We start from the raw sequence: 25,069 nt of genomic DNA, 5'->3' as shown, positions 1-25,069 counted from the left end.
CCCCTCAACGAGCGCTGACGCGCGCCCTGTTCCATTGGTCGGCATCGTCATGGGGTCGGACTCCGACTGGCCCGTCATGGAGGCCGCCGTGCAGGCCCTCGACGAGTTCGAGGTCGAGTACGAGGTCGACGTCGTCTCCGCGCACCGTATGCCGCGCGAGATGATCGCGTACGGCGAGGAGGCCGCCGATCGCGGCCTGAAGGTGATCATCGCGGGCGCCGGGGGAGCCGCGCACCTGCCCGGCATGCTCGCCTCCGTCACCCCGCTGCCCGTCATCGGCGTACCCGTCCCGCTGAAGTACCTGGACGGCATGGACTCGCTGCTGTCGATCGTGCAGATGCCGGCCGGTGTGCCGGTCGCGACGGTCTCCGTCGGCGGCGCGCGCAACGCGGGTCTGTTGGCGGCCCGGATGCTCGCCGCCCATGACGAGGAACTCCTCGGCCGTATGCGGGAGTTCCAGCAGGAGCTGAACGACCAGGCCACCGAGAAGGGCAAGCGCCTGCGCTCCAAGGTGGAGGGCACCGCGGGCGGCTTCGGCTTCGGCTCGGGCAAGTGACCGGTATGACATCACTGGGGGAGGCCCGGGAACTCCTCGCCGAGTTCCCGGTCGTCGACGGCCACAACGACCTTCCGTGGGCCCTGCGCGAGCAGGTCCGCTACGACCTCGGCGCCCGCGACATCGCCACCGACCAGAGCGCCCACCTGCACACGGACCTGGCGCGGCTGCGCGCGGGCGGGGTCGGGGCGCAGTTCTGGTCGGTGTACGTCCGCTCGGACCGGCCCGGCGCGGTGACGGCGACGCTCGAGCAGATCGACTGCGTACGGCAGTTGATCGCCCGTCATCCACGGGACCTGGGCGCCGCCCTGACGGCCGCCGACATGGAGGCGGTGCGCGCCGAGGGCCGTATCGCCTCGCTGATGGGCGCCGAGGGCGGCCACTCCATCGACAACTCCCTCGCCGCGCTGCGCGGGTTGTACGCGCTGGGCGTCCGCTACATGACGCTCACCCACAACGACAACATCGCCTGGGCGGACTCGGCGACCGACGAGCCGCGCGTCGGCGGACTGTCGGCCTTCGGCCGTGAGGTCGTACGGGAGATGAACCGGCTCGGCATGCTGGTGGACCTCTCCCATGTGGCGGCGACGACCATGCGGGACGCGCTGGACACGTCGACCGCGCCCGTCATCTTCAGCCACTCCTCCTCGCGGGCGGTGTGCGACCACCCGCGCAACATCCCGGACGACGTGCTGGAGCGGCTGCCCGCCAACGGGGGAGTGGCGATGGTGACGTTCGTGCCGAAGTTCGTGCTCCAGGCGGCCGTCGACTGGACGGCGGCCGCGGACGAGAACATGCGCGCGCACGGCTTCCACCACCTCGACACCACCTCCGAGGCGATGAGGGTCCACCGCGCCTTCGAGGAGGCCCACCCGCGCCCCGTCGCCACGGTGTCCACGGTCGCCGACCACCTGGACCACATGCGCGAGGTCACCGGCATCGACCACCTCGGCATCGGCGGCGACTACGACGGCACGGCCTTCACCCCGGACGGTCTGGACGACGTCTCCGGCTACCCGAACCTGATCGCCGAACTCCTGGACCGCGGCTGGTCGAAGCCCGACCTCGCCAAGCTGACCTGGCAGAACGCGGTACGGGTACTGGGCGCCGCCGAGGACGTGGCACGCGACCTGCAGTCCCGTACGACGCCCTCGAACGCCACGCTGGAGGAGCTCGACGGCTGACCGGTCGGCCCTGTCAGCCGGCCGGGACGGGCGATACGCGGACCGTCCGGCACCTAGAGCACGACCCAGTTCGGGTCCTCGTCCTGGAGGGTGCCGCCGCCGACCTGGGCCGTGTGAACCAGGAGGGTGACCGTTGTCATCCCCGAACTCCTTGAAAGCGGTTACGGAGGCGCGGGGAGTGCGTAGAGAATGAGACAGGCGCCGGTCCGGCCGACTGAGCCTCGGCCGGACCGGCGTCCACCTGCCCTCAGGCCTTCGGCCGCCCCATCGCCCGGTACGTCCAGCCCGCCCGCCGCCACAGCTCCGCGTCAAGGGCGTTGCGGCCGTCGAGCAGGACACGAGCCGCCGCGACCTTGCCCAGTACCGCGGGGTCCAGCTCCCGGAACTCCCGCCACTCGGTCAGGTGCAGCACGACGTCGGCCCCCCGCACGGCATCGACCGCGGATGCGGCGTACCCGAGCGTCGGAAAGATCCGCCGGGCGTTGTCCATGCCCTTCGGGTCGTACACCGTCACCTGCCCGCCCTGAAGGTGGATCTGCCCGGCCACGTTCAGCGCCGGCGAGTCCCGTACGTCGTCGGAGTCCGGCTTGAACGTGGCGCCCAGCACCGCCACCCGCTTCCCGAGGAACGGCCCGCCTCCCAGCGCCTGCCGCGCCAGCTCCACCATCTGCCCGCGCTGACGCATGTTGATGGAGTCGATCTCCCGCAGGAACGTCAGTGCCTGATCGGCCCCCAGCTCACCGGCCCGGGCCATGAACGCCCGGATGTCCTTCGGCAGGCACCCGCCACCGAAACCGATACCGGCCCGCAGGAACTTGCTCCCGATCCGGTCGTCGTACCCGATCGCCTCGGCCAGCTTGGCCACGTCACCGCCCGCGGCCTCGCACACCTCGGCCATGGCGTTGATGAACGAGATCTTGGTCGCGAGAAAGGAGTTCGCCGAGGTCTTCACCAACTCGGCGGTCGGGAAATCCGTCACGACGAACGGCGACCCCTCGGCGACCGGAGTCGCGTACACGTCCCGCAGCAGCTTCTCGGCCCGCTCACTGCGCACGCCCACCACGATCCGGTCCGGATGCAGCGTGTCCTGCACGGCGAAGCCCTCCCGCAGGAACTCCGGGTTCCAGGCCAGCTCCGCATCGCCCCCGGCGGGCGCGTGCTCGACGAGGTAGGCGGCCAGCCGATCCGCCGAACCGACCGGCACGGTGGACTTGCCCACCACCAGAGCGGGCCCCCTCAGATGGGGCGCGAGCGAGGCGATCGCGGCGTCGACGTACGACATGTCACAGGCGTACTCACCGTGCCGCTGCGGGGTGTTGACGCACACGAAGTGCACATCACCGAACTCGGCGACCTCGGCGTAGTCGGTCGTGAACCGCAGCCGCCCACTGGAGCCCTCGATACCCGCGACATGCTTGCGCAGCAGCTCGTCGAGCCCCGGCTCGTACATGGGGACCTCGCCCCGCCGCAGCATGTCGATCTTCTCTTCGACGACGTCGAGTCCGAGCACTTCGAACCCCAGCTCGGCCATGGCCGCGGCATGCGTGGCGCCGAGATAGCCGGTGCCGATCACGGTGATCTTGAGGGCCATGGGTGCTCCAGAGGTGTACGTCCGCGGTGTGCCGTAGATGCGCCTGAGCATAGTCGGGGCGTGCCCGCGCCCCCCGCAGGGCAGGATTCCCTGTTGTCGCCAAGCTCACGTATCACTCGTACGGCCGTCCCCCTAAAATTTGAGTTACTTAACGGTAGTTAGCGTGAGCGCCACCCAGCACACCACCGCCCCCGACTGCGACGACTGTGACCTCGACCGTCTTTGGAGCGTGAGAGACCTTGGCCGGATCGGCTGACTTCGACCTGTACCGCCCGTCCGAGGAGCACGACATGCTCCGCGACGCGATCCGTTCGCTCGCCGAGGCGAAGATCGCGCCGTACGCCGCCGCCGTCGACGAGGAGGCCCGCTTCCCGCAGGAGGCGCTCGACGCGCTGGTCGCCAGCGACCTGCACGCGGTGCACGTACCCGAGGAGTACGGCGGCGCGGGCGCGGACGCGCTCGCCACGGTGATCGTGATCGAGGAGGTGGCCCGCGCCTGCGTGTCCTCCTCGCTCATCCCGGCGGTGAACAAGCTCGGCTCCCTCCCGGTGATCCTCTCCGGCTCCGAGGAGCTGAAGAAGAAGTACATGACGCCCCTGGCCAAGGGCGACGCGATGTTCTCGTACTGCCTCTCCGAGCCGGACGCGGGCTCCGACGCGGCGGGCATGAAGACGAAGGCGGTCCGCGACGGCGACCACTACGTCCTGAACGGCGTGAAGCGCTGGATCACGAACGCCGGGGTCTCCGAGTACTACACGGTGATGGCGGTCACCGACCCCACCAAGCGCTCGAAGGGCATATCGGCCTTCGTCGTGGAGAAGTCGGACGAGGGCGTCTCCTTCGGCGCCCCCGAGAAGAAGCTCGGCATCAAGGGCTCCCCGACCCGCGAGGTCTACCTGGACAACGTCCGCATCCCGGCCGACCGCATGATCGGCGAGGAGGGCACGGGCTTCGCGACGGCGATGAAGACGCTGGACCACACCCGCATCACGATCGCCGCCCAGGCCCTCGGCGTCGCCCAGGGGGCCCTCGACTACGCCAAGGGCTACGTCCAGGAGCGCAAGCAGTTCGGCAAGCCGATCGCCGACTTCCAGGGCATCCAGTTCATGCTCGCCGACATGGCCATGAAGATCGAGGCCGCCCGCCAGCTGACGTACGCGGCCGCCTGCAAGTCCGAGCGCGGCGACAGCGACCTCACCTTCCAGGGCGCGGCCGCCAAGTGCTTCGCCTCGGACGTCGCCATGGAGGTCACCACCGACGCCGTCCAGCTCCTCGGAGGCTACGGCTACACCCGCGACTACCCGGTCGAGCGCATGATGCGCGATGCCAAGATCACGCAGATCTACGAGGGCACGAACCAGGTTCAGCGGATCGTGATGGCGCGCAACCTGCCGTAGCGGCACACCGACGGGCGGCGGCCCGGACCCCTCCGTACGGGGGTCCGGGCCGCCGCCCTCGTGCTCGTGCGTGCTCCTTCGCGCACCGGTGGACGCCGGCTACGCGATGACGGTGAAGCCGTGCTTCTTGCCGAGCCGGGTGAGGGAGTCCCGGCCCGGTACGCCGTCGGCGGCCCTGCCGCTGTACGAGCCACCGGCCTTACTGCGCTGCCAGGCCGCGTACGCCGTGACGGTCTTCGTCCCGAACGAGCCGTCGGCGTAACGGCGTTCGAGGAGGCCCTCGGCGACCAGTGCCTTCTCCACCGGCCGGACGTCGGCCGGGTGCGTGAGGCCGCCGTCGGGTCCGGAGGGGTCCTTCTTCGCCGCGGCCACCACACGGGCGAGGCTGACCCGCGGCAGGGGCGTGACCCCGGCACCCTGCTCGTCCCCGTCCGGGTCCCCGGATGTCGCGAGCAGGATCTTCCCGGTGTCGATGGCTCCCGGGTCGCCGTGGTCGTTGCCGGGGACATGGCTGTGGCCGAAGTGCCCGCCCTTGGACTGCCAGGTCGACCGGGAGCGGGGCGCGGAGCCGCCCGGGTACTTCGGGGGAGGGCCGGCGGGCCAGCTGTCCGGCACACCCCAGGAGCGGATGGCGGCCAGGATCTTCTGCCAGCCCGGTTTCCGCATCGGGTCCCAGTCGTCGGTCCACGGTGTGGCCGCGCGGCCGAGCACCTCGATCTGGATGCAGACGAGGCCCTCCCGGTTGGTGCGGCGGGAGCCGTCGTTGCGCAGGGCCCGGGCCGAGTGCGCGAGGGAACCGAACTGCCCGATCCGGTCGGTGACCGGACAGTAGATCAGATGGGGTTCGGCGGCCACTTTGATCAGGTAGGAGGCCACCGATTCGAGGTACTTGCCGCCCGCCGGCGACTCGGTGGTGTGGTGGACGACGCGGGGAGGGTTGCCCGGGGTGTCCATGGCACCGCCGATGACGCCGTCACCGAATCTGATCACGTCCTTGATCCAGGCGGTGCCCGGATCCGTGGCGGCGAGCGGCGCCACCGCCGCCACCAGTCCCGAGCCGGTCGTGGTCCGCTCGTTCTGCTCGGACTCCCCGGTGTCGAGGGGCTGGTACCAGTCGAGGTCTCCGTCCTCCCGCAGGACGAACACCGATCCGGGATGGCGTGGGTCCTCGACGACATGGCGAGGTGTGGTGGGAAGGGCGGCCAGGGCACGTACGTCGCTCAGGTGTTGCTGGTCGACAGTGCCGCTGTAGGTCAGGGACTGGTCGGGGTGGATGACGGCGGCATGGAAGCCGGCATGGAAAGACGGCATCGGATCTCCTGGCGGCACGGGGATGTACTGGCGTGGGCGCCCTCCGGCCGGGCGGGATGGGCGCGGTGCCGCCCGGCAGTGGGGCTCCGGGGCTCTTACTGACCCGATACGAAGGAATTCACTGCACGGAACAAACGAATGCGCAAAATGAGAATGGCTGCGGCGGGTCAGTTCGTAACGGCCTGACGTGAGCATTCCCGACGGGTTGGCCCGCAAAACTCGAATGGCGTACGGCGAAATAATCCGATTATCGTTCCATTTCTTGGAAAGGTGAACCTCGGTCGCCTGCGGGTCGTAAGCGGACCACGGCCCGGCGACGGGCGGCGAGCGGCTTGTGACGGCTGTGGTGACGGGACCTGTTTTCCTCACGCCGCACCGGCGGGACAAGAGCGACGGCGGCCACAGAGGTGAACAGTCCCCTTTTGGCGGATGTCCGGCATGCCACGCCGCGAGGAATCTCGGGCGCCTTTTACGGCGAGCATCGCGCCGGCGGCCTCACCGGCCGGGTCGGCCGTCCCCGCCGCAGGCCCGAGTCGGCGGCGCCGTGGCGGCCTGCCGCTCAACATCCCTGCCAAGTCGGCTCACTGCGCCAGTCGATGTATGACGTGCGTTTCACCTGACACGCCGATCTTCTGTCAGTCGTTTTTGCTGACTATGTCAATAGAGTCGTGGCCGCCCCTGAGCGTTTGCCAGGCGGCGGTTCGCTGTCACGCGTACCCGTTTCCTCTCACGGCTGGAGAAGTCCCATGCGTGTTGTCGTGACCGGCGGGGCCGGATTCCTCGGGTCCCATCTCTGTGAATCCCTGATGTTGCGAGGGGATTCGGTGGTCTGTCTGGATGACCTTTCGACCGGCAGAAGGGGGAATGTCGAGCACCTGCTGCGCAAGCCCGGCTTCGAGTTCTTCGCTGTCGATGTAAGCGGGGAATTCGAGGTCGAGGGCCCGGTCGACGCGGTGGCGCACCTGGCCAGTCCCGCGTCACCGCCCGACTACCTGCGGCTGGCGCTGGAGACGCTGGCGGTGGGCAGCCGGGGCACCGAGCACGCGCTGCGGCTGGCGGATCGTCACGGCGCGCGGTTCGTTCTCGCCTCGACGAGTGAGGTGTACGGCGATCCGCTGGTGCACCCGCAGGGCGAAGGCTACTGGGGGAACGTCAATCCGGTCGGGCCACGCAGCGTGTACGACGAGGCCAAGCGCTTCGCCGAGGCGCTCACCACGGCGTATCGGAACAAGCGCGGTGTGAATGCCGGCATCCTGCGCATCTTCAACACCTACGGCCCGCGCATGCGGCCGGAGGACGGGCGAGTCGTATCCAACTTCATCAGGCAGGCGCTCGCGGGGAAGCCGCTCACGATCTACGGAGACGGGAAGCAGACCCGCAGTTTCTGCTACGTCGACGACCTCGTACGTGGAATCCTCGCGATGCTGGACTCGGCGGAACCCGGGCCGATCAACCTGGGGAACCCGGACGAGCGGAGTATGGAAGAGCTCGCCGGCCTCGTTCTGCGGCTGACCGGATCGGAGTCCGGGATCGAGTACCTGCCGCTGCCGGAGGACGATCCCGTGCGCCGGCGGCCCCTCACCTCCCTGGCGCAGGAGCGGCTGGCCTGGTCTCCGCAGGTCACAGTCGAAGAAGGGCTGCGGCGGACCGTCGACTGGTTCGGCTCCCTGCCCCAGCAGGTCCTTCTGGACCCGCGGTGCGCGAACGACTTCCCCCGGCCGGCAGAGGCGCCCAGACCCCAGCCGATCGGGAACCTGGCCGGCGCGCACTGACCGGCGTGGGGACGCGTTCTCATGATGCAAGCCGATGGGGAAGGCGCCCGGGTCGGTCCTCCTGTTCGCCCGGGCCTTGGCCACGGGGCGGTCGGAGAGCAGACGCCGGAGCAGGTGGGTGCGGCGCTGCACGAACTGTCGGGCGGAAAGGTCACCGCGGTTCTGGACAGCGGTCCCGTCTTCGACGGCGCACCGCATCGGCGCGCGGTCCGGCCGTCCACGTTCGTCCACCGGCTCTCCTTGCGGGGCCGGCTCCTGGCGGGCGTGCTGACAGCGGGATGGGTTGTGGCCTTCGTGCTGTTCTGGGCCTGGTGGCTGAAGCCGGAGCACCGTGTCACCTGGACGGGGCTGGCTGTGAACAGCCTGCTTCTGCTGTACGTCAGCATCCTTCCGGCGTACTTCCTCACCGCTGTCTCCCGGCTGCGGCACGTTCCGCCGTCCGTTGAGGTGCCGCGGCTGCGGGTCGCCTTCGTGGTGACCCATGCCCCCTCCGAGCCGTGGTCCGTGGCCCGCGCCACGTTGCAGGCCATGCTCGCGCAGAAGTTCCCCCTCCCCTACGACGTCTGGCTCTGCGACGAGGACCCGTCCGAGGACGTGTTGCGGTGGTGCCAGTCGAACGGGGTGCGGGTGTCCTGCCGGCAGGGCGTCCGGGAGTACCACCGGGACACATGGCCGCGCCGGACCAGGTGCAAGGAGGGCAACCTCGCCTACTTCTACGATCACTGGGGATACCGCGACTACGACGTCGTCGCCCAGTTGGACTGCGACCACGTACCGGAACCCACCTACCTCGCCGAGGTGGTCCGGCCGTTCGCAGACCCGGCGATCGGCTACGTCGCCGCTCCGAGCGTGTGCGACCTCAACGCCGGCACGTCGTGGGCCGCCCGGGGGCGGCTGCACCGGGAGGCCACCTTCCACGGAGCGTTCCAGCTGGGGCACAGCCGCGGGCTCGCCCCGCTGTGCATCGGCTCCCACTACGCGGTGCGCACCCGGGCGCTGCGCGACATCGGCGGTATCGGACCTGAGCTCGCCGAGGACTTCACCACCACGTTCCTGCTCAACTCCGCCGGCTGGCAGGGCGCCTTCGCCATCGACGCCGAGGCCCACGGCGAAGGGCCACCCACCTTCACCGACATGGTCACCCAGGAGTTCCAGTGGTCGCGCAGCCTGACCACGGCCCTGATCGACCTGTTGCCACGTCACCTCGGCCGGATGAGGGGCGCGCTACGGCTGCGCTTCGGGTACGCGCTGTTGTACTACCCGCTGCTGGCCCTGACCATCACCGCTGGCCTGGCGTTTCCGCCGATCGCTGTGCTCACCGGAGTGCCGTGGGTGCGCGTCGACTACATCTCCTTCCTGGCCCGTTTCTGGTTCGCCACCGCCTGGCTGGTGGCCATGACCGTGATGATTCGCCGATGCGGTCTGCTGCGCCCGCAACGCGCCCCCGTGATGAGCTGGGAGGGCTGGCTGTTCGTCCTCACTCGCTGGCCCTTCGTCGCCTGGGGCGTGCTGGCCGCCGTGCTGCAGAAGCTGCGCCCGCGGGTCATCGCCTTCAAGGTCACTCCCAAGGGGCAGGGCGGCGTGCGCATGCTGCCCGCACGTCTCGTCGTGCCCTTCGCCGCCATCACCGCCGTCCTCTCCATCACCGCCACGGTCGACGAGCCGCGCGGCGACGCTGTCGGCTACGGCTTCCTGTGCGTCTTCGCCGCCTGCGCGTACGCCGTCGTCGGGGTGGCGATCTGCGCCCTGCACGTGGTGGAGGTCTCCCGCAACTCCAAGGTGCGCTTGCGTACCGCTCTGCGCTCCGCCCGCACCGCCCTGCTGATCGCGGTCGCCGCGCTCCTCCCCTTCGCGTACGCCGTGTGCATGTACGCCACCGTCGCCTTCCCCCACTGAACCGTCCCGCGCCGGCCGGCGCGGAGGACGACAAGGAGCCACTTGCCCATGTCCCACCCGAGGACTGTCCTGGTGACCGGCGGAGCCGGGTTCATCGGCAGCCACACCTGCGTCGACCTCCTCGCCCACGACTATGAGGTCGTGGTGGTCGACAACCACTCCAACAGCTCTCCACGAGCCCTGGAGCGCATCGCCAAGATCGCCGGCCGCCCGCTCGCGGGGATCCACCAGCTCGACCTGCGCGACCATGCGGCCCTCAGCCGCGTGTTCACCGAGCATGACGTGGACGCGGTCGTGCACTTCGCCGCCGGCAAGGCGGTGGGTGAGTCGGTGCGGATCCCCGTCGAGTACTACGACAACAACGTCGGCGGCACGACCTCGCTGCTGCGTGCCATGCGCGAACACGCCGTCACACGGCTGGTGTTCTCCTCGTCGTGCTCCGTCTACGGCAACGCCGAGGACAGACCGCTGACCGAGCAGGACCCGGCACGCCCCACCAACCCGTACGCGAAGTCGAAGTGGCTGTGCGAGCAGGTTCTGGCCGACGTCTGCGACCGCTGGTCCGACCTCGCCGTGCTGTCCCTGCGCTACTTCAACCCCATCGGGGCCCACCCCAGCGGTCTCCTCGGAGAAGACCCCTGTGGAGTCCCGTTGAACGTGATGCCGTACCTGATGCGTGTCGCCGACGGCCGGCTGCCGCATCTGAACGTGTTCGGCGGGGACTATCCGACGCCGGACGGTACGGCGGTGCGCGACTACGTGCACGTCATGGACATCGCCGAAGGCCACCGGATCGCCCTGGAACGCATCGCGGACGCCTCGACCGGCACCGCGATGCGTGTGTTCAACCTGGGCACGGGTGTGGGAACGTCCGTCCTCGAACTCGTCGCCGCCTTCGGCGACGCATGCGGCCGCGAAGTGCCGTACCGGATGAAGGACCGGCGGCCCGGCGACGTGCCCTGCCTCGTGGCCGACGCGAGCGCGGTGGCACAGGAGTGGGGGTGGCGGCCCACCCGGGGACTGGCTGAGATGTGCCGTGACAGCTGGCGCTTCCAGCAGCTCAACCCGCTCGGCTACCTGCAGTAGGCGTCCACGACGCACCCTCCGCAGGGTTTGTGCCGCCGCCGTGGGGCGGCGGCACAAACTGCCTTCAGGGCTGCGGCTGAGCGGCACCCACCGCCACGGACGAGCCGAGCGCCGTGCCGAAGTAGTCGTGCGGGCCGGGGTCGATACCGAACAGACTCTGCAGGTCGAGAGCCTGCCCGACCAGTGGCGAGCTGCTCTCCGGAATGATCTCCCATACCACGTCGGGGTCCGTGATGAACGGCGCGTCGCCTCCCAGCAGGTCGGGAGCGACGTTCAACCCCGTCGCGGTGGTGCCCACCCGCTCCTGGCCGGTTGCCGTGCGCCACGAGTTCAGGCTGCCGTACGCGGTCGTTCCCCAGGTCACCGCCCACGTCCCCGCGGTGGTGAAGTAGTCGTTGCCCTGCAGTTGGACGGTCGATGCCGGATAGGCGGTCGACGACCGCACCAGCCTCGCTCCGTCCGTGACGAGAATGGTGTTGCGGACCGACGCGGACAACAGCCCCGTGCCCAGACCCAGGGCCGGCGCCCCTGCCGTCCCGTTGGCGGTCAGCACCACCGTGTTCTGGTAGACCTGCAGATTGCTCAGCCGGCCCCCGAGGGAGATGCCGGCGTACCAGCTGACCTGCGGTTTGCGGGCGTCGTTGCTGCTGACGTTGAAGCGCACGGTGTTGCCGGTGTGCGCGTTGTTGGTCTGGCTCGTGTAGATCAGGTACCCCGGACCGTCGTTGCCGAACGACAGGTTGTACTGCAGGACCGACTCCGACACGTTGATGTCCAGGCCGAAGCCGCCGCCGTCCGCCTTGCCGCCCGTGCGGTTGAAGTACGAGACGTTGTGCTCGATCACCAGTCCGGTCGAGTCGTACGCCCAGATACCCTCCGGGCCCTCGGTGGCGGTCGGCCCCGACGCGTACCCGTTGTCGTGGGCCGACGAGTAGCGGACCGCCCCGCCGTCGACCGCGCCCAGGATGATGCCGCTGCCGGTGTTGCGGGTGTTGTTCTTCGGATCACCGGCGTTGTGGTGCGCCTCGGTGTTCGTCACGGTCACGGACTCGTGCGGGTAGGCCGGAGCCGCGGCATTGAACGCCGGACCGTAGGTGATCAGCCCGGCTTCCCTGTTGGCGTGCAGTTCACAGGCGTCGACGGTGACGTTGCGGAAGCCTGTCGACCCGTTCCCACCACCGATCTGAATGCCGTTCTTGAAGCCCGACGCATCGACGTTGGTGATGACGAGGTGATCCAGCTTCTGGTTGCCCGGAAGGTCGCTGTAGATGTTGAGACCGCCCTGGCTGGAATAGGACGCGAAACTCCCGACGAGCACCAGATCGCGGATCTCCATGCCTGCCGTGTTGTAGATCGTGATACCGGCCGTCCCGGAGGCCAGAATCGTCGCACGGCCCGTCCCGTAGGAACCGATGACGACCGGATTCGCGGCACTTCCCGCATCCGTCGAACCGAATGACAGGGTGCCGGGAAAGCGGCCGCCGCCCTCCAGTAGCAGCTGATCGCCGGGTTGGAGAACGGCCTGGTCGGCCCGGGCGAGAGTTCGCCACGCACTGCCGGGAGACTGCCCGTCGACGTTGTCGTTACCGTTCGGACTGACGTAATAGGTGGTCATCGCCACCTCCTGCCTGCTTGAACGCGAAGAACCCGATGCATTTCGGGAATTCGGAGAGCGCACGCGGCATGCTGTGATGTCTTACGCCCGACACCGGTCGCGCGGCGTCCGAGCCGCCCCCGCCGCCACACGCAACCCCCTGTATGGTCAGTGTGCTGAAGTTGTCCGTATTCCAAACGGAGCATCACACTGACGGATGAAATTGCCACCTGCCTCTGGCCCGGGCGGAAAATCGTTGGTAATTATCCTGGGTCGGGCCGTGCGAATTATAGGAATTTCATACCGCTGAATCGTCAGGGGGTGTGCGGTTTTTCGCCCCAGGAACGCCCCAGGAACGCCCCAGGAACGCACAGACCCCCTCTCCGCACGGAGAGGGGGTCTGACTCGTCTGCGCGCGCCGCGGCCTGACGGCCCGCTCAGCTCTCGCTCAGCACCGCCGGCCGCCGCGATGCGATGACTCTCTTCGCCAGCGCCCGCGGGCTCGTCAGAAAGCCGAAGCCCCAGGACATGTGCATGGTGGCGAGGGCGACGGGGATCTGGAGCCGTGCCTTCAGCGGCAGCCCCTTCCCCGCGGGGAGGGACCCCGCGACGATCGCCGCGAGGTAGCCGCCGGGAACGACGAACCCCCACGGGGTCAGCGCGGCGCCCACCACGAGCCCCGCGGCGATCGCGCACACCGCGGCCGGCGGGGCGAGGTAGCGCAGGTTGATGGAGCCCTCGTGATAGCGGGCGACGACATGGCGCCAACGCCCGTAGTCCTTGTACTGCTTGGCGAGCGCCTTCACGCTCGGCCGCGGCCGGTACGACACCTTCAGCTCGGGCGAGAACCAGATCAGCCCGCCGGCCTCCCGGATCCGGAAGTTCAGCTCCCAGTCCTGGGCTCGGATGAACTCCTCGTTGTAGCCGCCCTGTTGCTCCAGCGCCTCGCGCCGGAAGACACCGAGGTACACCGTCTCGGCCCGGCCGGCCTCGCCGCCCGTGTGGAACGCGGCGTTGCCGACGCCGATCTTCGAGGTCATGGCGGCGGCGACCGCGTGCTCCCAGTCGTTCTCGCCCTCGGCGTGCATGATGCCGCCGACGTTCTGCGCGCCGGTCTCCTCCAGGAGCCGTACGGCCGTCGCGATGTAGTTCGGCGAGAGCATGCCGTGCCCGTCGACGCGCACCACGACCGGGTGGCGGGACGCCTTGATCGCGGCGTTCAGCGCGGCGGGCGTGCGCCCGGTCGGGTTCGGCACGGTGTGCACGCGCTTGGAGGGACGGGACGCGGTTTCGCGTACGAGCTCGGCGGCGATCTCGTCCGTACGGTCCGTCGAGGGACCCAGGGCGATCACGACCTCCATCTCGCCGTCGTACTCCTGGGCGAGGATCGCTTGGACGGCGCCGCGCAGATGCCGCTCCTCGTCGAGGACGGGCATGATGACAGACACGGCGGGGAGCTGCACGTCGGACTTGGCGTTCATAGGGGCCTCACGTTACCGCGAACGGGGGACACCGACGCGCGCCGCCCGGCTGCCGGACGGGGTCGCAGATCGTATCGGCCTACGGTGCTCACAACTCCCCCCGTCCAGCCTTCGCGGAGGTGTCCCCCGTGCCCGCACCGCCCCGCTCACCCGTTCGGCCCACGCCGGTTCGCTCCCCGCGACCGCCCGTACGGCGCAGGAGGAGGACGGGCTGGGCCATGCGGGCGGTGACCACCCTCTCGGTTGTGGTGCTCGCCTGCTCGGGCATCGGGCACGCGGCGCTCACCACCCTCGACAACGACATCGCCCGTGTCGACCCCTTCCAGGACATGAAGAACCGCCCCGAGGCCGGCGACGGCATGAACGTGCTGCTCGTGGGCACCGACGGGCGCGACAAGGTCTCCGAGCAGGAGCGGCACAAGTACCGGCTCGGCGGTGCCCCCTGCCACTGCACGGACATGATGATGATCGTGCACATCTCGGAGGACCGGGAGCGCGCCAGTGTGGTGAGCCTGCCGCGCGACTCGTACGCCGAGATCCCCCCGCACACCGACCGCACCAGCGGCGACCGGCACGGCGCGCACGCGGTCAAGCTGAACGCGGCGTACGCGGAGGGCGGTCCGCAGCTGACCGTGCGCACGGTCGAGCACATGACGAAGGTCAAGATCGACCACTATCTGGAGGTCGACTTCATCAGCTTCATGAAGACCGTCGACGTACTCGGCGGGGTCGACATCTGCACCACGCGCCCGCTGAAGGACACGTACACCGGCCTCGACCTCCCCGCGGGTTCGCACCGGCTGAACGGCGGCCAGGCCCTCCAGTACGTCCGCTCGCGCCATGCCGACGGGTCCTCCGACCTGGGCCGGATGCAGCGTCAGCAGCGCTTTCTCGCCTCGCTCATCGCCCACGCCACCTCGTCCGGGGTGCTGCTGAACCCCATGAAGTTCCGCGACATCTCCCGGGCCGTGCTCGGATCGGTGCGCGCGGACAAGGAGTTCGGCACGGGTGAACTGCTCGACCTGGGGCGGGCGATGAACGACTTCTCGCCCTCCTCGTCCGAGTTCACCACGGTCCCCATCCTGCAGATGAGCTACGCCGTGAAGGGCATCGGCTCGACTTTGAGGTGGGACGAGGTCAAGGCCGCCCGGCTCTTTCGGGCCCTCCGTGACGACAGGCCCCTCGCCCCGCACAAGGTGCGGCGCACCCCGGCCGTCCGGGTCGACGTGTCCCCGCGGCAGATCCGGGTCCAGGTCCAGAACGGCACGAACGTGAAGGGCCTCGGCAAGCGGATCGACGGACTGCTCGCCGCCACCGGCTTCCGTACGACACGGATGCCGCTGAACGCGCCGGAGCGGAACGTGCGGCGCACGGTCGTCGCCTACGACCCGCGCTGGGACCGCTCCGCCAAGTCGCTCGCGGCCGCGCTGCCGGGGTCCGAGATGCGGGCCGTGCGGGGCCAGGGGGCGACGCTGAAGGTGATCGCCGGGACGGACTTCAAGGAGGTACGGAAGGTCAGGGCCGACCCGTACGAGGAGAAGTCCGATGTGGTGACCGGCGACGAGGTGTCGTGTCCGTAGCGCCCTGCCGGCTCCCGTCGGCCCCTACTGGAACAGCGGGGCCACCACCACGACGGCGGTGGCGAGCAGCAGGGTGACGACCATGTAGAGCGTCAGGAACCTCCCGATCGGCAAGGGGGAGTCGGGACTGTGGCCGGGCTCCAGGGCCCGAGCGGTGGTGGACGTTTCGTGAGGGGACATCCGGGAACTCCTTCTCGTGTCTGCGTGCCGCGGCTCGGGCCGGATCGATGGGGTGCCCGAGCCGTGCGGCGAGTCTGTTCAGGAGTCCCTGACGTCACCAGAGGCAGATGTCCCAACCCGCCAGTACCGACAGGTTTCCTGCGTGTTGACTCGTGTGACGTGTCGAAGGGCACACGGCCCTGACGCTCAGTCCTCGAACCCTTCCGCCAACCGCTTCTCCCGCAGTTCCACGATCGCGCGGCGCCGGGCGAGCCGGTGGGTGCGGCGGATCTGGGCCTCCTGGTAGCGGCGGCGGTCGCGCTCGGTCTCCGGGAGCACCGGCGGCACCCGGCGCGGCTTGCCGTCCGCGTCGACGGCGGCGAAGACGAGGTAGGCGGAGCCGACCTGCTGAGGTGGCGTCGACTCGTTCCAGCGCTCGGCGAGAACCCGTACGCCGACCTCCATCGACGTACGCCCCGTCCAGTTCACCTGGGCCTTCACATGGACGAGGTCGCCCACTCCGACCGGTTCCAGGAAGGCCATCTCGTCCATGGAGGCGGTGACCGCGGGCCCGCCGGAGTGCCGGCCGGCCACGGCGCCGGCCGCGTCGTCGACCAGTTTCATGATCACCCCGCCGTGCACCGTGCCCAGGAGGTTGGTGTCGTTGTGGGTCATGATGTGGCTGAGGGTGATCCGGGATGCCGAGGTCGGCTTGCCTGGAATGTCCGACTGTGGGGCGGGGGTCTGGTCTGTCATGCCCCCCACCTTATGAGAGTGCGACATCTGTGCGATTTGTGTCAGCTTCGCAACAGCCCAGCCTCCGTTTTCCGCTGACCCTTGTGAACAGCCCTGCTCGGCACTGCACACTGGGCCCCATGAACAATTGGCCCGAGGGATGGTCCGACAGCAACCGCGGTGGTGGATACGGCCACGGCAGTGCGAGCGCACAGCCCGAGGGCGCGCGCGTGATGCGGCAGGTGAGACGCGGTCCGGCGGGAGCGCCTCCGAGCGGCGGCGTGCCGCAGCAGCCGACATACGACGACGGGTACGGCAACGCGTACGGCACGCCCGAGTCGTACGACAGCGGCTACAACACCGGCCAGGTGTACGGGTCGCCGGACGGCGGGTCCGGTGGCCGCGGGGGCGGCGGTTACGGTGCGGACCGGCCGGCGCCGAACTGGCGCCGCCGTATCAAGGTGACGGCCATCACGCTGGTGACCGTGGTGGTCGCGACGACCATCGGAACGTACTTCTGGGCCGACTCCAAGCTGAACCGCGACGTCGACCTCTCCAAGGTCATCGAGCGGCCGGAGGCGGGCGAGGGCACGAACTACCTGATCGTCGGCTCCGACAGCCGCGAGGGCCTGTCCGACGAGCAGAAGAAGGAACTCCACACCGGGTCCGCCGACGGCAAGCGCACGGACTCGATGATGATCCTGCACACCGGTTCCAACGGGCCCACGCTCATATCGCTGCCCCGCGACTCGAACGTCACGATCCCGAAGTTCGTGGGCTCCGAATCCGGCAAGACCTTCCCGGGCACCGGCCGCCAGGTGAAGCTGAACGCGGCGTACGCCGAGGACGGCCCCGAGCTGCTCGTCCGCACCGTCGAGGCCAACACGGGCCTGCACATCGACCACTACGTCGAGATCGGCTTCGCGGGCTTCGCCAACATCGTCGACGCGGTCGGGGGCGTGGAGATCACCATCCCCAAGGGCGGCATGAAGGACACCAAGTCCGGCGCGAACTTCGAGGCGGGCAAGCAGACCCTCAACGGGGAGCAGTCCCTCGCCTTCGTCCGCACCCGGTACGCGCTCGCGCGCAGCGACCTGGACCGTACGAAGAACCAGCAGAAGTTCCTCGCGGCCCTGGCCAGCCAGACGGCGACGCCGAGCACGGTCCTCAACCCCTTCAAGCTCTACCCGACGATGAGCGCGGGCCTGGACACCCTGATCGTCGACAAGGACATGAGCCTGTTCGACCTGGCCGACATGTTCTGGGCGATGAAGGGCGTGACGGGCGGCGACGGCAAGTCGATGAACATGCCGATCTCGGGCAACGCCGCCAACGGCAACCTCCAGTGGGACACCGCGAAGGTCAAGAAGCTGGTCGAGGAGCTCAAGAACGACGAGACGGTGACGGTCTCGGGGAACTGACCACATGACCGTCTCCCGTACCGGGGAAGCCACCTCCGGCCGGCCCTTCGACGCGGTGCTCTGTGACGTCGACAACGTGATCCGGTTCTTCGACCCCTCCGAGGTGTACGCGCTGGAGCGTGCCGCGGGGCTGGCGGAGGGCACCACGATGAAGGTGGCCTTCGCACCGGAGACCGATCTGCCGCTGCTGCTGGGCCGGGTCACGGTCGAGGAGTGGGTGGCCGCGATCGCGCGCGGTCTCACCGGGCTCGTGCCCGGGCCGACGGCGCGTGAACTGGGCGCGGCCCTCGCCCGTACCCCGTTCCGGGCCGACGAACAGGTGGTCTCCCTCCTCCGCCGTGCCCGGGCCCATGTCCCCCTGGTCCTCGTCAGTAACGCGACGGTGGCCCTGGAGGCCGACCTCGCGTCCCTCGGCCTCACGGACCTCGCGGACGACGTCGTGAACAGCGCCCGCGTGGGCCTCGCCAAGCCCGATCCCCGCATCCTCGAACTTGCGGCGGCACGCGCGGGCGTGCCCGCCGACCGCTGCCTCTTCGTGGACGACACCCTGGAGAACGTGGAGGCGGCGGCCGCCCTCGGCATGCGCCCGGTGCACTTCACCGAACCGGCCGATCTGGACCGGGCGTTGAAGCCGCTGCTGGACCATCAGGTCTGACCGCCCCCGGCTGCCTCGAGCAGCCCAGCCGGCGTCGGCCGTGGCCGCCGCCCGCCGGGCCGGCCGGAGCACGCCGACTGGCCGGAGCACGCCGACTGGCCGGTCGGCGCGGAGCGGCTCCCTACCCTCGCTGCGCACGGGGCAGGCGGTACGGCACGCGGCGCCAGGCGGCGACCGCCGCAGTACGGGCTCGGGCTACCCGCGCCATCGCCGACGGCGGGCAGCCGACCGGGCGTCCCCGAGGCGTTCGCCGCCGCGGGGTCACGCCCCGGACCTCCCATGGCGCGGCACGGTTCCGCCCTGCGGCGGCACGCGTCCGCGCGGCTCCTCAGCTGTGGACCGTCCGGCATGGACACCCGCGCCTCGGCACACAGGTCACTCGCGCGGCACACAGGGCGCGCATCTCGGCCGCCGACGGAGACCCGCGCAGCATCATGTCCGCGCACAGGCGGGTCGTACGGGGACCCGGAGTGGGTCCCTCGCCCTTCCGCGGTGCGCCTCCACGCCCCTCAGCGCCGTCGGGTGGACGGAACCGGTCCGCCCGGCGGGACGCCGTGCGCCGGCGGCCCGAGGGCCGGCCGGTGCACGGCCTCCCGTCAACTCCACGTGAAGTTCGGGTTCACGTGCATGCAGGCGTCCTTGTCGCCACCGTTCAGCGCGTCCGCGGACTCCGGCGTCTTGTCGTCCTTCTTCTTCGCCTTGTACGCCGTCCCGTCGCGCCAGTCCGCGCCCACGACGAGCGTGACCCCGCTGACACTGGTGGACTTCTCCACCTGGCTCAGCGGAATGCCGAGGGCCTTGGCGACCGCCTGGGCGTCGCCCTCCAGCTCGGCGCTCGGGTAGCGGACCACGGTCTCGTCCTCGGCGCTCGCCGTGGTCGTGTCGGCGGTGGCCTTGGTGAAGCCCTCCTTCACGAGCAGTCCGCTCACCGTGCTCGCCCGGCCGTTGACCGAGGCGAGGGTCGAGGTCCTGGTGCCGTTCTGCACGAGCACACCGATCTCGTCGTCGGCGGCGGCCGGGTCGTCGGAGGCCTTCTCCGTCGTGGACTTCTTCTTGTCCTTGCCGTCCAGCGCGATGTCCTCGCGCACCAGCCGGAACAGCTTCTCCGCGTCGCCCTCCTTGGGGATCACGCGCGCGCCGACGTACGTGTACGGCATCGTCGTCATCGTGATCCGCTTCGGCTCGACCTTCCGCAGCTCGGTGCTCAGGTCGTAGAGCTTCGTCACGGAGGCGAGGCCGTCGTCGACCGTGATGGCCTTGGTGGCCTCCTCGGCCAGTTTGCGCAGCTTGTTCGGGTTGGTGATCGTGGCGTTCTCGCGCAGCTCCCGGACCATGGAGTTCATGTACATGTGCTGCGCCTTGGCGCGCGCTATGTCGCTGCCGTCCTCGAAGCCGTACCGCGTCCGCAGCCACTGCAGCGCCTTCACGCCCTTGATGTAGGTGGTGCCTTCCTCTAGCTTCAGCCCCGAGCCGTGGCCCTGGCTGTCCCTGGACTCGATGTTGGCGTCCACGCACACCGGCACTCCGCCGATCGCGTCGGCCATCGCCACCACACCCGCGAAGTCGATCTTCATGAAGTGGTCGATGTGGATCCCGGTCAGCTCCTGCCAGGTGGCGACCGTGCAGCCGGGGCCGCCACGGCCCAGCGACTGGTTGGTCATCACGCGGCCGTTGGACGCCGCGTACACCTTGCCGTCGTCCGGGTCCGTGCACTTGGGGATCTGCACCAGGGTGTCGCGGGGCATGCTGATCACTGACATGTTGGTGCGGTCGGCGGACAGGTGCAGCAGCATCTGGACGTCCGCGAGCGGGGTCGCGCCGAAGGTCTCCTTCGCGCCGCCCAGCTTCTGGTTCTCCTTGGAGTCCCGCGCGTCCGAGCCGATGAGCAGGATGTTCAGCGGGGTCTGGCCGGCCGCGTTCGGCGTCGGCTCGGCGATCTCCTTGTCGCCGAGGTTCAGGTCGTCCCGCTCGATGTTGTCGTTGAGGTGCTGGAGGTAGAGGTAACCGGCACCCGCGGTCCCGAGTATCAGAACCGCCAGGACCGTCGCCGACCAGCGCAGGATGCGGCGTTTGCGCGGGCGCTCGGGAGCGCTTCCGCGTCTGCGGCCGCCGCCCCCGCCGTGCCGCCCGCGGCCCTTGGGCTCGGGCGAGGCATCGTCCGCCGCATCCGCCGTGGGACCGTCGTCCCAGCCCTCACCGGCGTCCCGTACCTCCGGCCGCCTCCGGTCCCCCCGCACACTGCTGCGCACCATCTCCCTGCCCCTCCCCACCCTCTGTCTTGAACGGGGCCTTCCCCGTGCCCTGTTGGACCGTCGAGGACCCAGCTCGGATGTACTCATGACTGATTGAACGCGTCACACGACCGATTCGGATGACACCCTCGTACGCCCGGTCCGGGCGCTCCCCTTGCGCCCGGACCGGACATGCGCCTGGGCCCGCCTCGGGCGCCTCTCGTACGCCGAGCCGGGCACCACGACGTACGCCCGGGCCGGACACGCACGCGCCCCGCTCGGGACGCGCTCGCGTGTCCGGCCCGGACACACCTCGCGCTCTGTTAGACGCTGAATGAACCCGTCAGGTCATCACTCCGCGCAGGTTTCTTTGTCCGCGGTGTTCTTCTCGACGTCCAGGTTCGCCGCCGACGAGCTCAGCGACACCCCGGCGCCCTTGAAGTCCTCGCCGAGGATCAGCACCATGGCGGGCAGTCCCTGGGCGCTGTCCTCGCTGCTGCCCTCGCCGGGCTTCAGCGCCGAGGAGGGCAGACCCATGATGTCGGCCAGCTTGCGCGCCTGGTCGGCCTGGTCGGGGTCGTACGCCAGGGTCGTCTTGGCCTGCGTCTTGTCGGCGTTGCCGAGCTGGCTGGACTTGGTGACGCCCTCCTGGTTCTGCAGGTAGGTGAGGGTCTCCTGGGCGCTGCCGGCGGCGGCGCCGCCGTTGTAGATGTTCACCCGGACCTCGGAGGCCTTGGCGCGCGTGCCCTTGAGCTTCGCGGCCTCCTTCGCCTTCTGCTGCTTCTTCACCTCGGTCAGTGAGACGTCGTCCTTGATGGTGTCGAACAGCGCCTGCGCCTTGGTCGGAGCGGGCAGCACGGTCGCGCCGTCGGTGTTGTCGACCACCGGGACCGTCGTGAAGGTCAGGTTCTTGGTGTCGACCTTGCCGATCTCCTGGCCGAGCGCGGCGAGCTTGCGCAGGTCGTCGAGCTGCGAGTCGACGGTGAGCGCCTTGGTGCCCGCCTCGGCCAGCTTCAACATCTTCGAGGGGCTGGTCAGCGTGTCGTTCGACTTCAGTTTGCGCATCAGCGAGCTGAGGAACTGCTGCTGGATCTGGATACGGCTCAGGTCGCTGCCGAAGCCGACGGAGTGGCGGGTGCGCACGAACGCCAGCGCCTGCTCGCCCTGGATCGTGTGCTTGCCCGCGGACAGCTTCAGATGCGACTTCGGGTCGTCGATGTCCTTCTTCAGACAGACCTCGACACCACCGACCGCCGTGGACAGCGTCTTCACCGCGTTGAAGTCGGCCACCAGGAAGTGGTCGGGCTTGATCCCGGTGAGCTCGGTGACGGTCCGCATCGTGCAGCTCGGCGTCCGCTCGCTCTGGCCGAGGCTCACGTTGAAGCGGGCCTCGGGCGTGCCCGCGATGTCCTTGGTGGAACCGTCCGCCTGCTCGGTCGGGCAGTCCGGGATGTCCACGATCATGTCCCGCGGGATGCTCATCGCGGTCGCGTTCGTCCGGTCCTTGGAGACGTGCAGCAGGATCGTGGTGTCCGCGTGTCCGACGCTGTTGGCGTCGCCGTACCCCTTGTTGCCCGCGCCGCTGCGCTTGTCGGTGCCGATGATCAGGACGTTGATCGCGCGGTCCTTGCTGAAGCCGCCGGTGCTCGCGCCGTCTTCGGAGACGGTTGTGATGTTGTCGTTGAGGTGCTGGTAGTAGAGGTAGCCCGCTCCGGCCGTGGCCACCAGCAGCACGGCCAGCGTGCCGGAGGTCCACAGCAGGATCTTCTTGCCCTTCGACTTCTGGGGCTTCGTCCGGCGGCGTCCCGGCTGTGTCTCGGGCGGTGCCCCCCGGCGGCGGCGCGGGCCCGGCACCACCTCGGGCATCTCCCGCGTGCCCGGTCCGGCGGCCGTCGCGGTGCGCGTCCGGGTTCCGGTCGCCCGTGCGCCCATGGCGCCCCCGCCGGTCCTCCGGGGCCTCGGCACCGTTGACTGCGGTGCGGAAGGGGTCAGTCGCAGTTCGTATTCACCGGTGCTCGGGTTCAGTACCCACTGGTCTGCGGGGTCGATGTCGTCCGCCCGCCCTCGGCCTTGCGCGTCCACGGTTGTCCGATTCCTCCGTTGGGGCCACGCGGCGCCTTCCCCCTCAAAAGGCGCTCGGGTCTCGTGCAGGTGGTGGGCGAGCGAAAGGCCTGCCACACCGGACCGCTCACACTATCCGCCCGATTAGGCGTCAAGCGACGACGGTGACAAATTCCACGTCCCTACAACTGGGCAATCTGCCCATTTCCTGGTCCATTTGTTCTCGGTGTTGACACGCGCTTTACCTGCAGGTGTCATCTGCGGCCGTGCTGCCGCGGAAAGTGGGAGCCGGGTCGGACTCATGCGAGCCCTCCTTGTGGGAGTCCTTGAAGGACTCGCTGTAGTCGTACGGGTACTCGTCCGACCCCTTGTACGGATTCTGCCCGGCTTCGCGTTCACTCCGGGCCTCGGCTCCGGGCGCCGCATTGCGGCTTTTTGCGCCGGAATCATCCGGAACTTCCTCCACGACTACGACGGGTGCGTCCTCGCGCAACCGCGTGAAGAGTTTCTCCGCGGCGGGCTCCACGAGTTGGTCGCGATTGGCGTTGGAGGGGTGCGAGCGACGGGGCACGGTCAGGAATTGCACCTTTTCCGTAGGGATCGTGCGCATACCGCGTACGAGGTCGTACAGGCCGCGCAGGTTCGCCAGTGCCGGGTCGGTGGTGAGCGCCGAAGTGGCGGCGTCCAGCACGGGGTAGAGCTTCATGGGGTTCAGCAGGGTGCCGTTGTCCTTGACCTTGTCGGCCAGTGCGCCGAGGAAGCGCTGTTGCCGGTCCATCCGCTCGGTGTCGCTGCCGTCGCCCAGGGACTTGCGGGCGCGGACGTAGCCGAGGGCCTGTTCGCCGTTGAGCCGCACCTTTCCCGCGGGCAGCCGCAGCTTGGCGTCCTTGTCGTCGATGGGCTTCGCCAGGCAGACCTCGACGCCACCGAGGGCGTCCACCAGCTTCTTGAAGCCGCGGAAGTCCACCACGATGTGGTGGTTGGCACGGATGTCCGTCAGCTTCTCGACCGTACGGATCGTGCAGGCCGAGCCGCCCATCTCGAAGGCGCGGTTGAGGGTCGTGAACATCGGCCGGGTACGGGTGCCGTCCCGGCGGCGGCAAGCGGGCACGTCCACCATCAGGTCGCGGGGGAGGGACACCGCGGTCGCGCTGCGCCGGTTCGCGGGGAGGTGCAGCAGGATCGTGGTGTCCGCGCGCTCGGTACCGGAGTCCCGCCCGTACGCGCCGTTGGCCGCGCCCGCCCGGGTGTCCGACCCGATCAGCAGGATGTTCTGCGCCCCCCGCACCAGCGCGGTGGGCCGCTCCTTCTCATACCGGGCGAGCTCGGCCGCCGCGCAGGTGACGCCGATCGAGGACATCAGCCTTCTGTGCATTCCTGTGATCTTGGACATAGTCATACATATATGGTTAACCGGGATCTGACTGGGCATCGGGGATGTTCCGCCGAACTGGCGATACGGCCCGCGGTACGGCCGGCCGCCCGACGATCGGTGCCGGTCTGGTTCCGGTCTGGTTCCGACCCGGTTCGGTCCGGTTCCGGTCGGGTTCCGGTCCGGCTCTCCGCGTACGCTTGGCGGGTGACCGCCACCGACCGCACCCCTGCCGACCTGCTGCGATCCGCGCTCGCCACGGATCCCGCGCGCCCACTGGTGACCTTCTACGACGACGCCACGGGCGAACGTGTCGAACTGTCCGTGGCCACCTTCGCCAACTGGGTGGCCAAGACCGCGAACCTCCTCCAGGACGGGCTTTCCGCGGAGCCCGGCGACCGGGTCGCGCTGCTGCTGCCCGCGCACTGGCAGACGGCCGTGTGGCTACTGGCGTGTTCGTCGGTGGGCGTCATCGCGGACGTGGCCGGTGAACCGGCTGCGGCCGACATCGTGGTCAGCGGGCCCGACACGCTGGAGGCGGCCCGCGCCTGCTCCGGCGAGCGGGTCGCGCTGGCGCTGCGTCCGCTCGGTGGACGCTTCCCGCAGGCGCCGGAGGGGTTCGTCGACTACGCGGTCGAGGTGCCCGGACAGGGTGACCGTTTCGTGCCGTACGCGCTCGTGGACCCCGAGGAGCCGGCGCTGATCGTGGCCGGGCGGGAGTTCAGCGGGGCGGAGGTCGTCGAGCGGGCCGGGGCGGAGGCGCCCGAGCTGGGGCTGACGGGGCCGGGGTCGCGGTTGCTGTCCGGGCTGCCGTACGACACGTGGGAGGGGCTGAACGCCGGGCTGTACGCGCCGCTCGCGACCGGGGGCTCCGTGGTGCTGTGCCGGCACCTCGACCGGCTGGACGGGGAGTCGGTGGCGAAGCGGGTGGAGAGTGAGCGGGTGAGCGTGACCGTGCGGTAGGGCTCCGCCCGGTGCGGGTGGGGT

General features: G+C 69.5%; 19 protein-coding genes and 1 pseudogene. 10 read left to right on the top strand and 10 right to left on the bottom strand.

Annotation, left to right across the window (positions count from 1 at the left end):
* Both purE and FNH04_RS16400 read left to right on the top strand, forming a co-directional pair.
* On the top strand, positions 1-556 hold a 556-nt coding region (purE, locus tag FNH04_RS16405), incomplete at its 5' end, for a 5-(carboxyamino)imidazole ribonucleotide mutase (RefSeq protein WP_407704115.1).
* A 5-nt stretch (positions 557-561) separates the two neighbouring features.
* Entirely contained in the window at positions 562-1,740 is a 1,179-nt protein-coding gene (locus FNH04_RS16400) for a dipeptidase (protein ID WP_152784875.1), read from the top strand.
* Between the two features lie 247 nt (positions 1,741-1,987).
* On the opposite strand, the gene FNH04_RS16395 is transcribed toward FNH04_RS16400, so the two are convergent.
* Positions 1,988-3,331 carry a UDP-glucose dehydrogenase family protein gene (locus FNH04_RS16395; RefSeq protein WP_152784873.1) on the bottom strand — a complete coding sequence of 448 codons (1,344 nt, stop codon included), beginning with the start codon at positions 3,329-3,331 and terminating at the stop codon, positions 1,988-1,990.
* A gap of 239 nt (positions 3,332-3,570) precedes the next feature.
* On the opposite strand from FNH04_RS16395, the gene FNH04_RS16390 reads away from it, so the two are divergent.
* Entirely contained in the window at positions 3,571-4,728 is a 1,158-nt protein-coding gene (locus FNH04_RS16390; RefSeq protein WP_152784871.1) for an acyl-CoA dehydrogenase, read from the top strand.
* Between the two features lie 99 nt (positions 4,729-4,827).
* Here the strand turns inward: FNH04_RS16390 and FNH04_RS16385 are convergent, their stop codons facing one another.
* Positions 4,828-6,039 carry a peptidoglycan-binding protein LysM gene (locus tag FNH04_RS16385; protein ID WP_228031418.1) on the bottom strand — a complete coding sequence of 404 codons (1,212 nt, stop codon included), beginning with the start codon at positions 6,037-6,039 and terminating at the stop codon, positions 4,828-4,830.
* A gap of 746 nt (positions 6,040-6,785) precedes the next feature.
* Between FNH04_RS16385 and FNH04_RS16380 the strand changes: the two genes are divergently transcribed.
* From FNH04_RS16380 to galE, 3 genes are read left to right on the top strand one after another with little or no spacing between them, the layout of a single operon-like run.
* Positions 6,786-7,811, top strand: coding sequence for a UDP-glucuronic acid decarboxylase family protein (locus tag FNH04_RS16380; protein ID WP_152784869.1), 1,026 nt, complete (start codon positions 6,786-6,788; stop codon positions 7,809-7,811).
* 24 nt (positions 7,812-7,835) lie between these two features.
* On the top strand, positions 7,836-9,707 hold the full coding sequence (locus FNH04_RS16375; protein ID WP_152784879.1) for a glycosyltransferase family 2 protein: 1,872 nt from the start codon (positions 7,836-7,838) through the stop codon (positions 9,705-9,707).
* 48 nt (positions 9,708-9,755) lie between these two features.
* A complete protein-coding gene (gene galE / locus FNH04_RS16370; RefSeq protein WP_152784867.1) occupies positions 9,756-10,793 on the top strand; it encodes a UDP-glucose 4-epimerase GalE in 1,038 nt (345 codons plus the stop codon).
* Between the two features lie 64 nt (positions 10,794-10,857).
* On the opposite strand, the gene FNH04_RS16365 is transcribed toward galE, so the two are convergent.
* Positions 10,858-12,408 carry a right-handed parallel beta-helix repeat-containing protein gene (locus tag FNH04_RS16365; RefSeq protein WP_152784865.1) on the bottom strand — a complete coding sequence of 517 codons (1,551 nt, stop codon included), beginning with the start codon at positions 12,406-12,408 and terminating at the stop codon, positions 10,858-10,860.
* A gap of 416 nt (positions 12,409-12,824) precedes the next feature.
* Positions 12,825-13,868 (bottom strand): glycosyltransferase family 2 protein, encoded by a 1,044-nt coding sequence (locus FNH04_RS16360; RefSeq protein WP_152784863.1) that lies wholly within the window; start codon positions 13,866-13,868, stop codon positions 12,825-12,827.
* A 128-nt stretch (positions 13,869-13,996) separates the two neighbouring features.
* On the opposite strand from FNH04_RS16360, the gene FNH04_RS16355 reads away from it, so the two are divergent.
* The gene (locus FNH04_RS16355) at positions 13,997-15,448 is read left to right on the top strand and encodes an LCP family protein (protein ID WP_449343795.1); all 1,452 of its coding nucleotides are present in this window, start codon (positions 13,997-13,999) and stop codon (positions 15,446-15,448) included.
* 24 nt (positions 15,449-15,472) lie between these two features.
* On the opposite strand, the gene FNH04_RS46550 is transcribed toward FNH04_RS16355, so the two are convergent.
* Complete coding sequence (locus FNH04_RS46550) at positions 15,473-15,628, bottom strand: hypothetical protein (protein ID WP_194236700.1); 156 nt, start codon at positions 15,626-15,628, stop codon at positions 15,473-15,475.
* A gap of 186 nt (positions 15,629-15,814) precedes the next feature.
* Positions 15,815-16,363 (bottom strand): acyl-CoA thioesterase, encoded by a 549-nt coding sequence (locus tag FNH04_RS16350; protein WP_228031417.1) that lies wholly within the window; start codon positions 16,361-16,363, stop codon positions 15,815-15,817.
* 119 nt (positions 16,364-16,482) lie between these two features.
* Between FNH04_RS16350 and FNH04_RS16345 the strand changes: the two genes are divergently transcribed.
* Both FNH04_RS16345 and FNH04_RS16340 read left to right on the top strand, forming a co-directional pair.
* Positions 16,483-17,763 (top strand): LCP family protein, encoded by a 1,281-nt coding sequence (locus tag FNH04_RS16345; RefSeq protein WP_152784857.1) that lies wholly within the window; start codon positions 16,483-16,485, stop codon positions 17,761-17,763.
* Positions 17,764-17,767: 4 nt separating this feature from the next.
* On the top strand, positions 17,768-18,418 hold the full coding sequence (locus FNH04_RS16340; RefSeq protein ID WP_152784855.1) for an HAD family hydrolase: 651 nt from the start codon (positions 17,768-17,770) through the stop codon (positions 18,416-18,418).
* Positions 18,419-18,690: 272 nt separating this feature from the next.
* On the opposite strand, the pseudogene FNH04_RS47620 reads toward FNH04_RS16340, so the two are convergent.
* From FNH04_RS47620 to FNH04_RS16325, 4 genes and pseudogenes are all read right to left on the bottom strand, one after another.
* Positions 18,691-18,872 (bottom strand): annotated as a pseudogene (locus tag FNH04_RS47620) (four-helix bundle copper-binding protein); the annotation flags it as partial.
* 142 nt (positions 18,873-19,014) lie between these two features.
* The gene (locus FNH04_RS16335) at positions 19,015-20,670 is read right to left on the bottom strand and encodes an LCP family protein (RefSeq protein ID WP_152784853.1); all 1,656 of its coding nucleotides are present in this window, start codon (positions 20,668-20,670) and stop codon (positions 19,015-19,017) included.
* 330 nt (positions 20,671-21,000) lie between these two features.
* The gene (locus FNH04_RS16330) at positions 21,001-22,731 is read right to left on the bottom strand and encodes an LCP family protein (protein ID WP_322723165.1); all 1,731 of its coding nucleotides are present in this window, start codon (positions 22,729-22,731) and stop codon (positions 21,001-21,003) included.
* Positions 22,732-22,951: 220 nt separating this feature from the next.
* Positions 22,952-24,085, bottom strand: coding sequence for an LCP family protein (locus tag FNH04_RS16325; protein WP_322723164.1), 1,134 nt, complete (start codon positions 24,083-24,085; stop codon positions 22,952-22,954).
* A 204-nt stretch (positions 24,086-24,289) separates the two neighbouring features.
* Between FNH04_RS16325 and FNH04_RS16320 the strand changes: the two genes are divergently transcribed.
* Complete coding sequence (locus tag FNH04_RS16320) at positions 24,290-25,045, top strand: TIGR03089 family protein (protein ID WP_322723163.1); 756 nt, start codon at positions 24,290-24,292, stop codon at positions 25,043-25,045.
* The last annotated feature ends 24 nt before the right edge of the window (positions 25,046-25,069 follow it).

Source organism: Streptomyces phyllanthi (genome assembly GCF_009377205.1).
GTDB classification, from domain to species: Bacteria; Actinomycetota; Actinomycetes; order Streptomycetales; family Streptomycetaceae; genus Streptomyces; species Streptomyces phyllanthi.
Note: the sequence above shows the minus strand (reverse complement) of the source record. Positions and strands in the feature narration are given on the sequence as shown.

What these genes read in the sequence shown, in the direction of transcription:
- FNH04_RS16325 (WP_322723164.1), bottom strand. Translation starts at nt 24,085, where the DNA reads ATGCACAGAAGGCTGATGTCCTCGATCGGCGTCACCTGCGCGGCGGCC.
- FNH04_RS16340 (WP_152784855.1), top strand. Translation starts at nt 17,768, where the DNA reads ATGACCGTCTCCCGTACCGGGGAAGCCACCTCCGGCCGGCCCTTCGAC.
- FNH04_RS16380 (WP_152784869.1), top strand. Translation starts at nt 6,786, where the DNA reads ATGCGTGTTGTCGTGACCGGCGGGGCCGGATTCCTCGGGTCCCATCTC.
- FNH04_RS16375 (WP_152784879.1), top strand. Translation starts at nt 7,836, where the DNA reads ATGCAAGCCGATGGGGAAGGCGCCCGGGTCGGTCCTCCTGTTCGCCCG.
- FNH04_RS16360 (WP_152784863.1), bottom strand. Translation starts at nt 13,868, where the DNA reads ATGAACGCCAAGTCCGACGTGCAGCTCCCCGCCGTGTCTGTCATCATG.
- FNH04_RS46550 (WP_194236700.1), bottom strand. Translation starts at nt 15,628, where the DNA reads ATGTCCCCTCACGAAACGTCCACCACCGCTCGGGCCCTGGAGCCCGGC.
- FNH04_RS16335 (WP_152784853.1), bottom strand. Translation starts at nt 20,670, where the DNA reads ATGGTGCGCAGCAGTGTGCGGGGGGACCGGAGGCGGCCGGAGGTACGG.
- FNH04_RS16350 (WP_228031417.1), bottom strand. Translation starts at nt 16,363, where the DNA reads ATGACAGACCAGACCCCCGCCCCACAGTCGGACATTCCAGGCAAGCCG.
- FNH04_RS16365 (WP_152784865.1), bottom strand. Translation starts at nt 12,408, where the DNA reads ATGACCACCTATTACGTCAGTCCGAACGGTAACGACAACGTCGACGGG.
- FNH04_RS16400 (WP_152784875.1), top strand. Translation starts at nt 562, where the DNA reads ATGACATCACTGGGGGAGGCCCGGGAACTCCTCGCCGAGTTCCCGGTC.
- FNH04_RS16395 (WP_152784873.1), bottom strand. Translation starts at nt 3,331, where the DNA reads ATGGCCCTCAAGATCACCGTGATCGGCACCGGCTATCTCGGCGCCACG.
- galE (WP_152784867.1), top strand. Translation starts at nt 9,756, where the DNA reads ATGTCCCACCCGAGGACTGTCCTGGTGACCGGCGGAGCCGGGTTCATC.
- FNH04_RS16385 (WP_228031418.1), bottom strand. Translation starts at nt 6,039, where the DNA reads ATGCCGTCTTTCCATGCCGGCTTCCATGCCGCCGTCATCCACCCCGAC.
- FNH04_RS16345 (WP_152784857.1), top strand. Translation starts at nt 16,483, where the DNA reads ATGAACAATTGGCCCGAGGGATGGTCCGACAGCAACCGCGGTGGTGGA.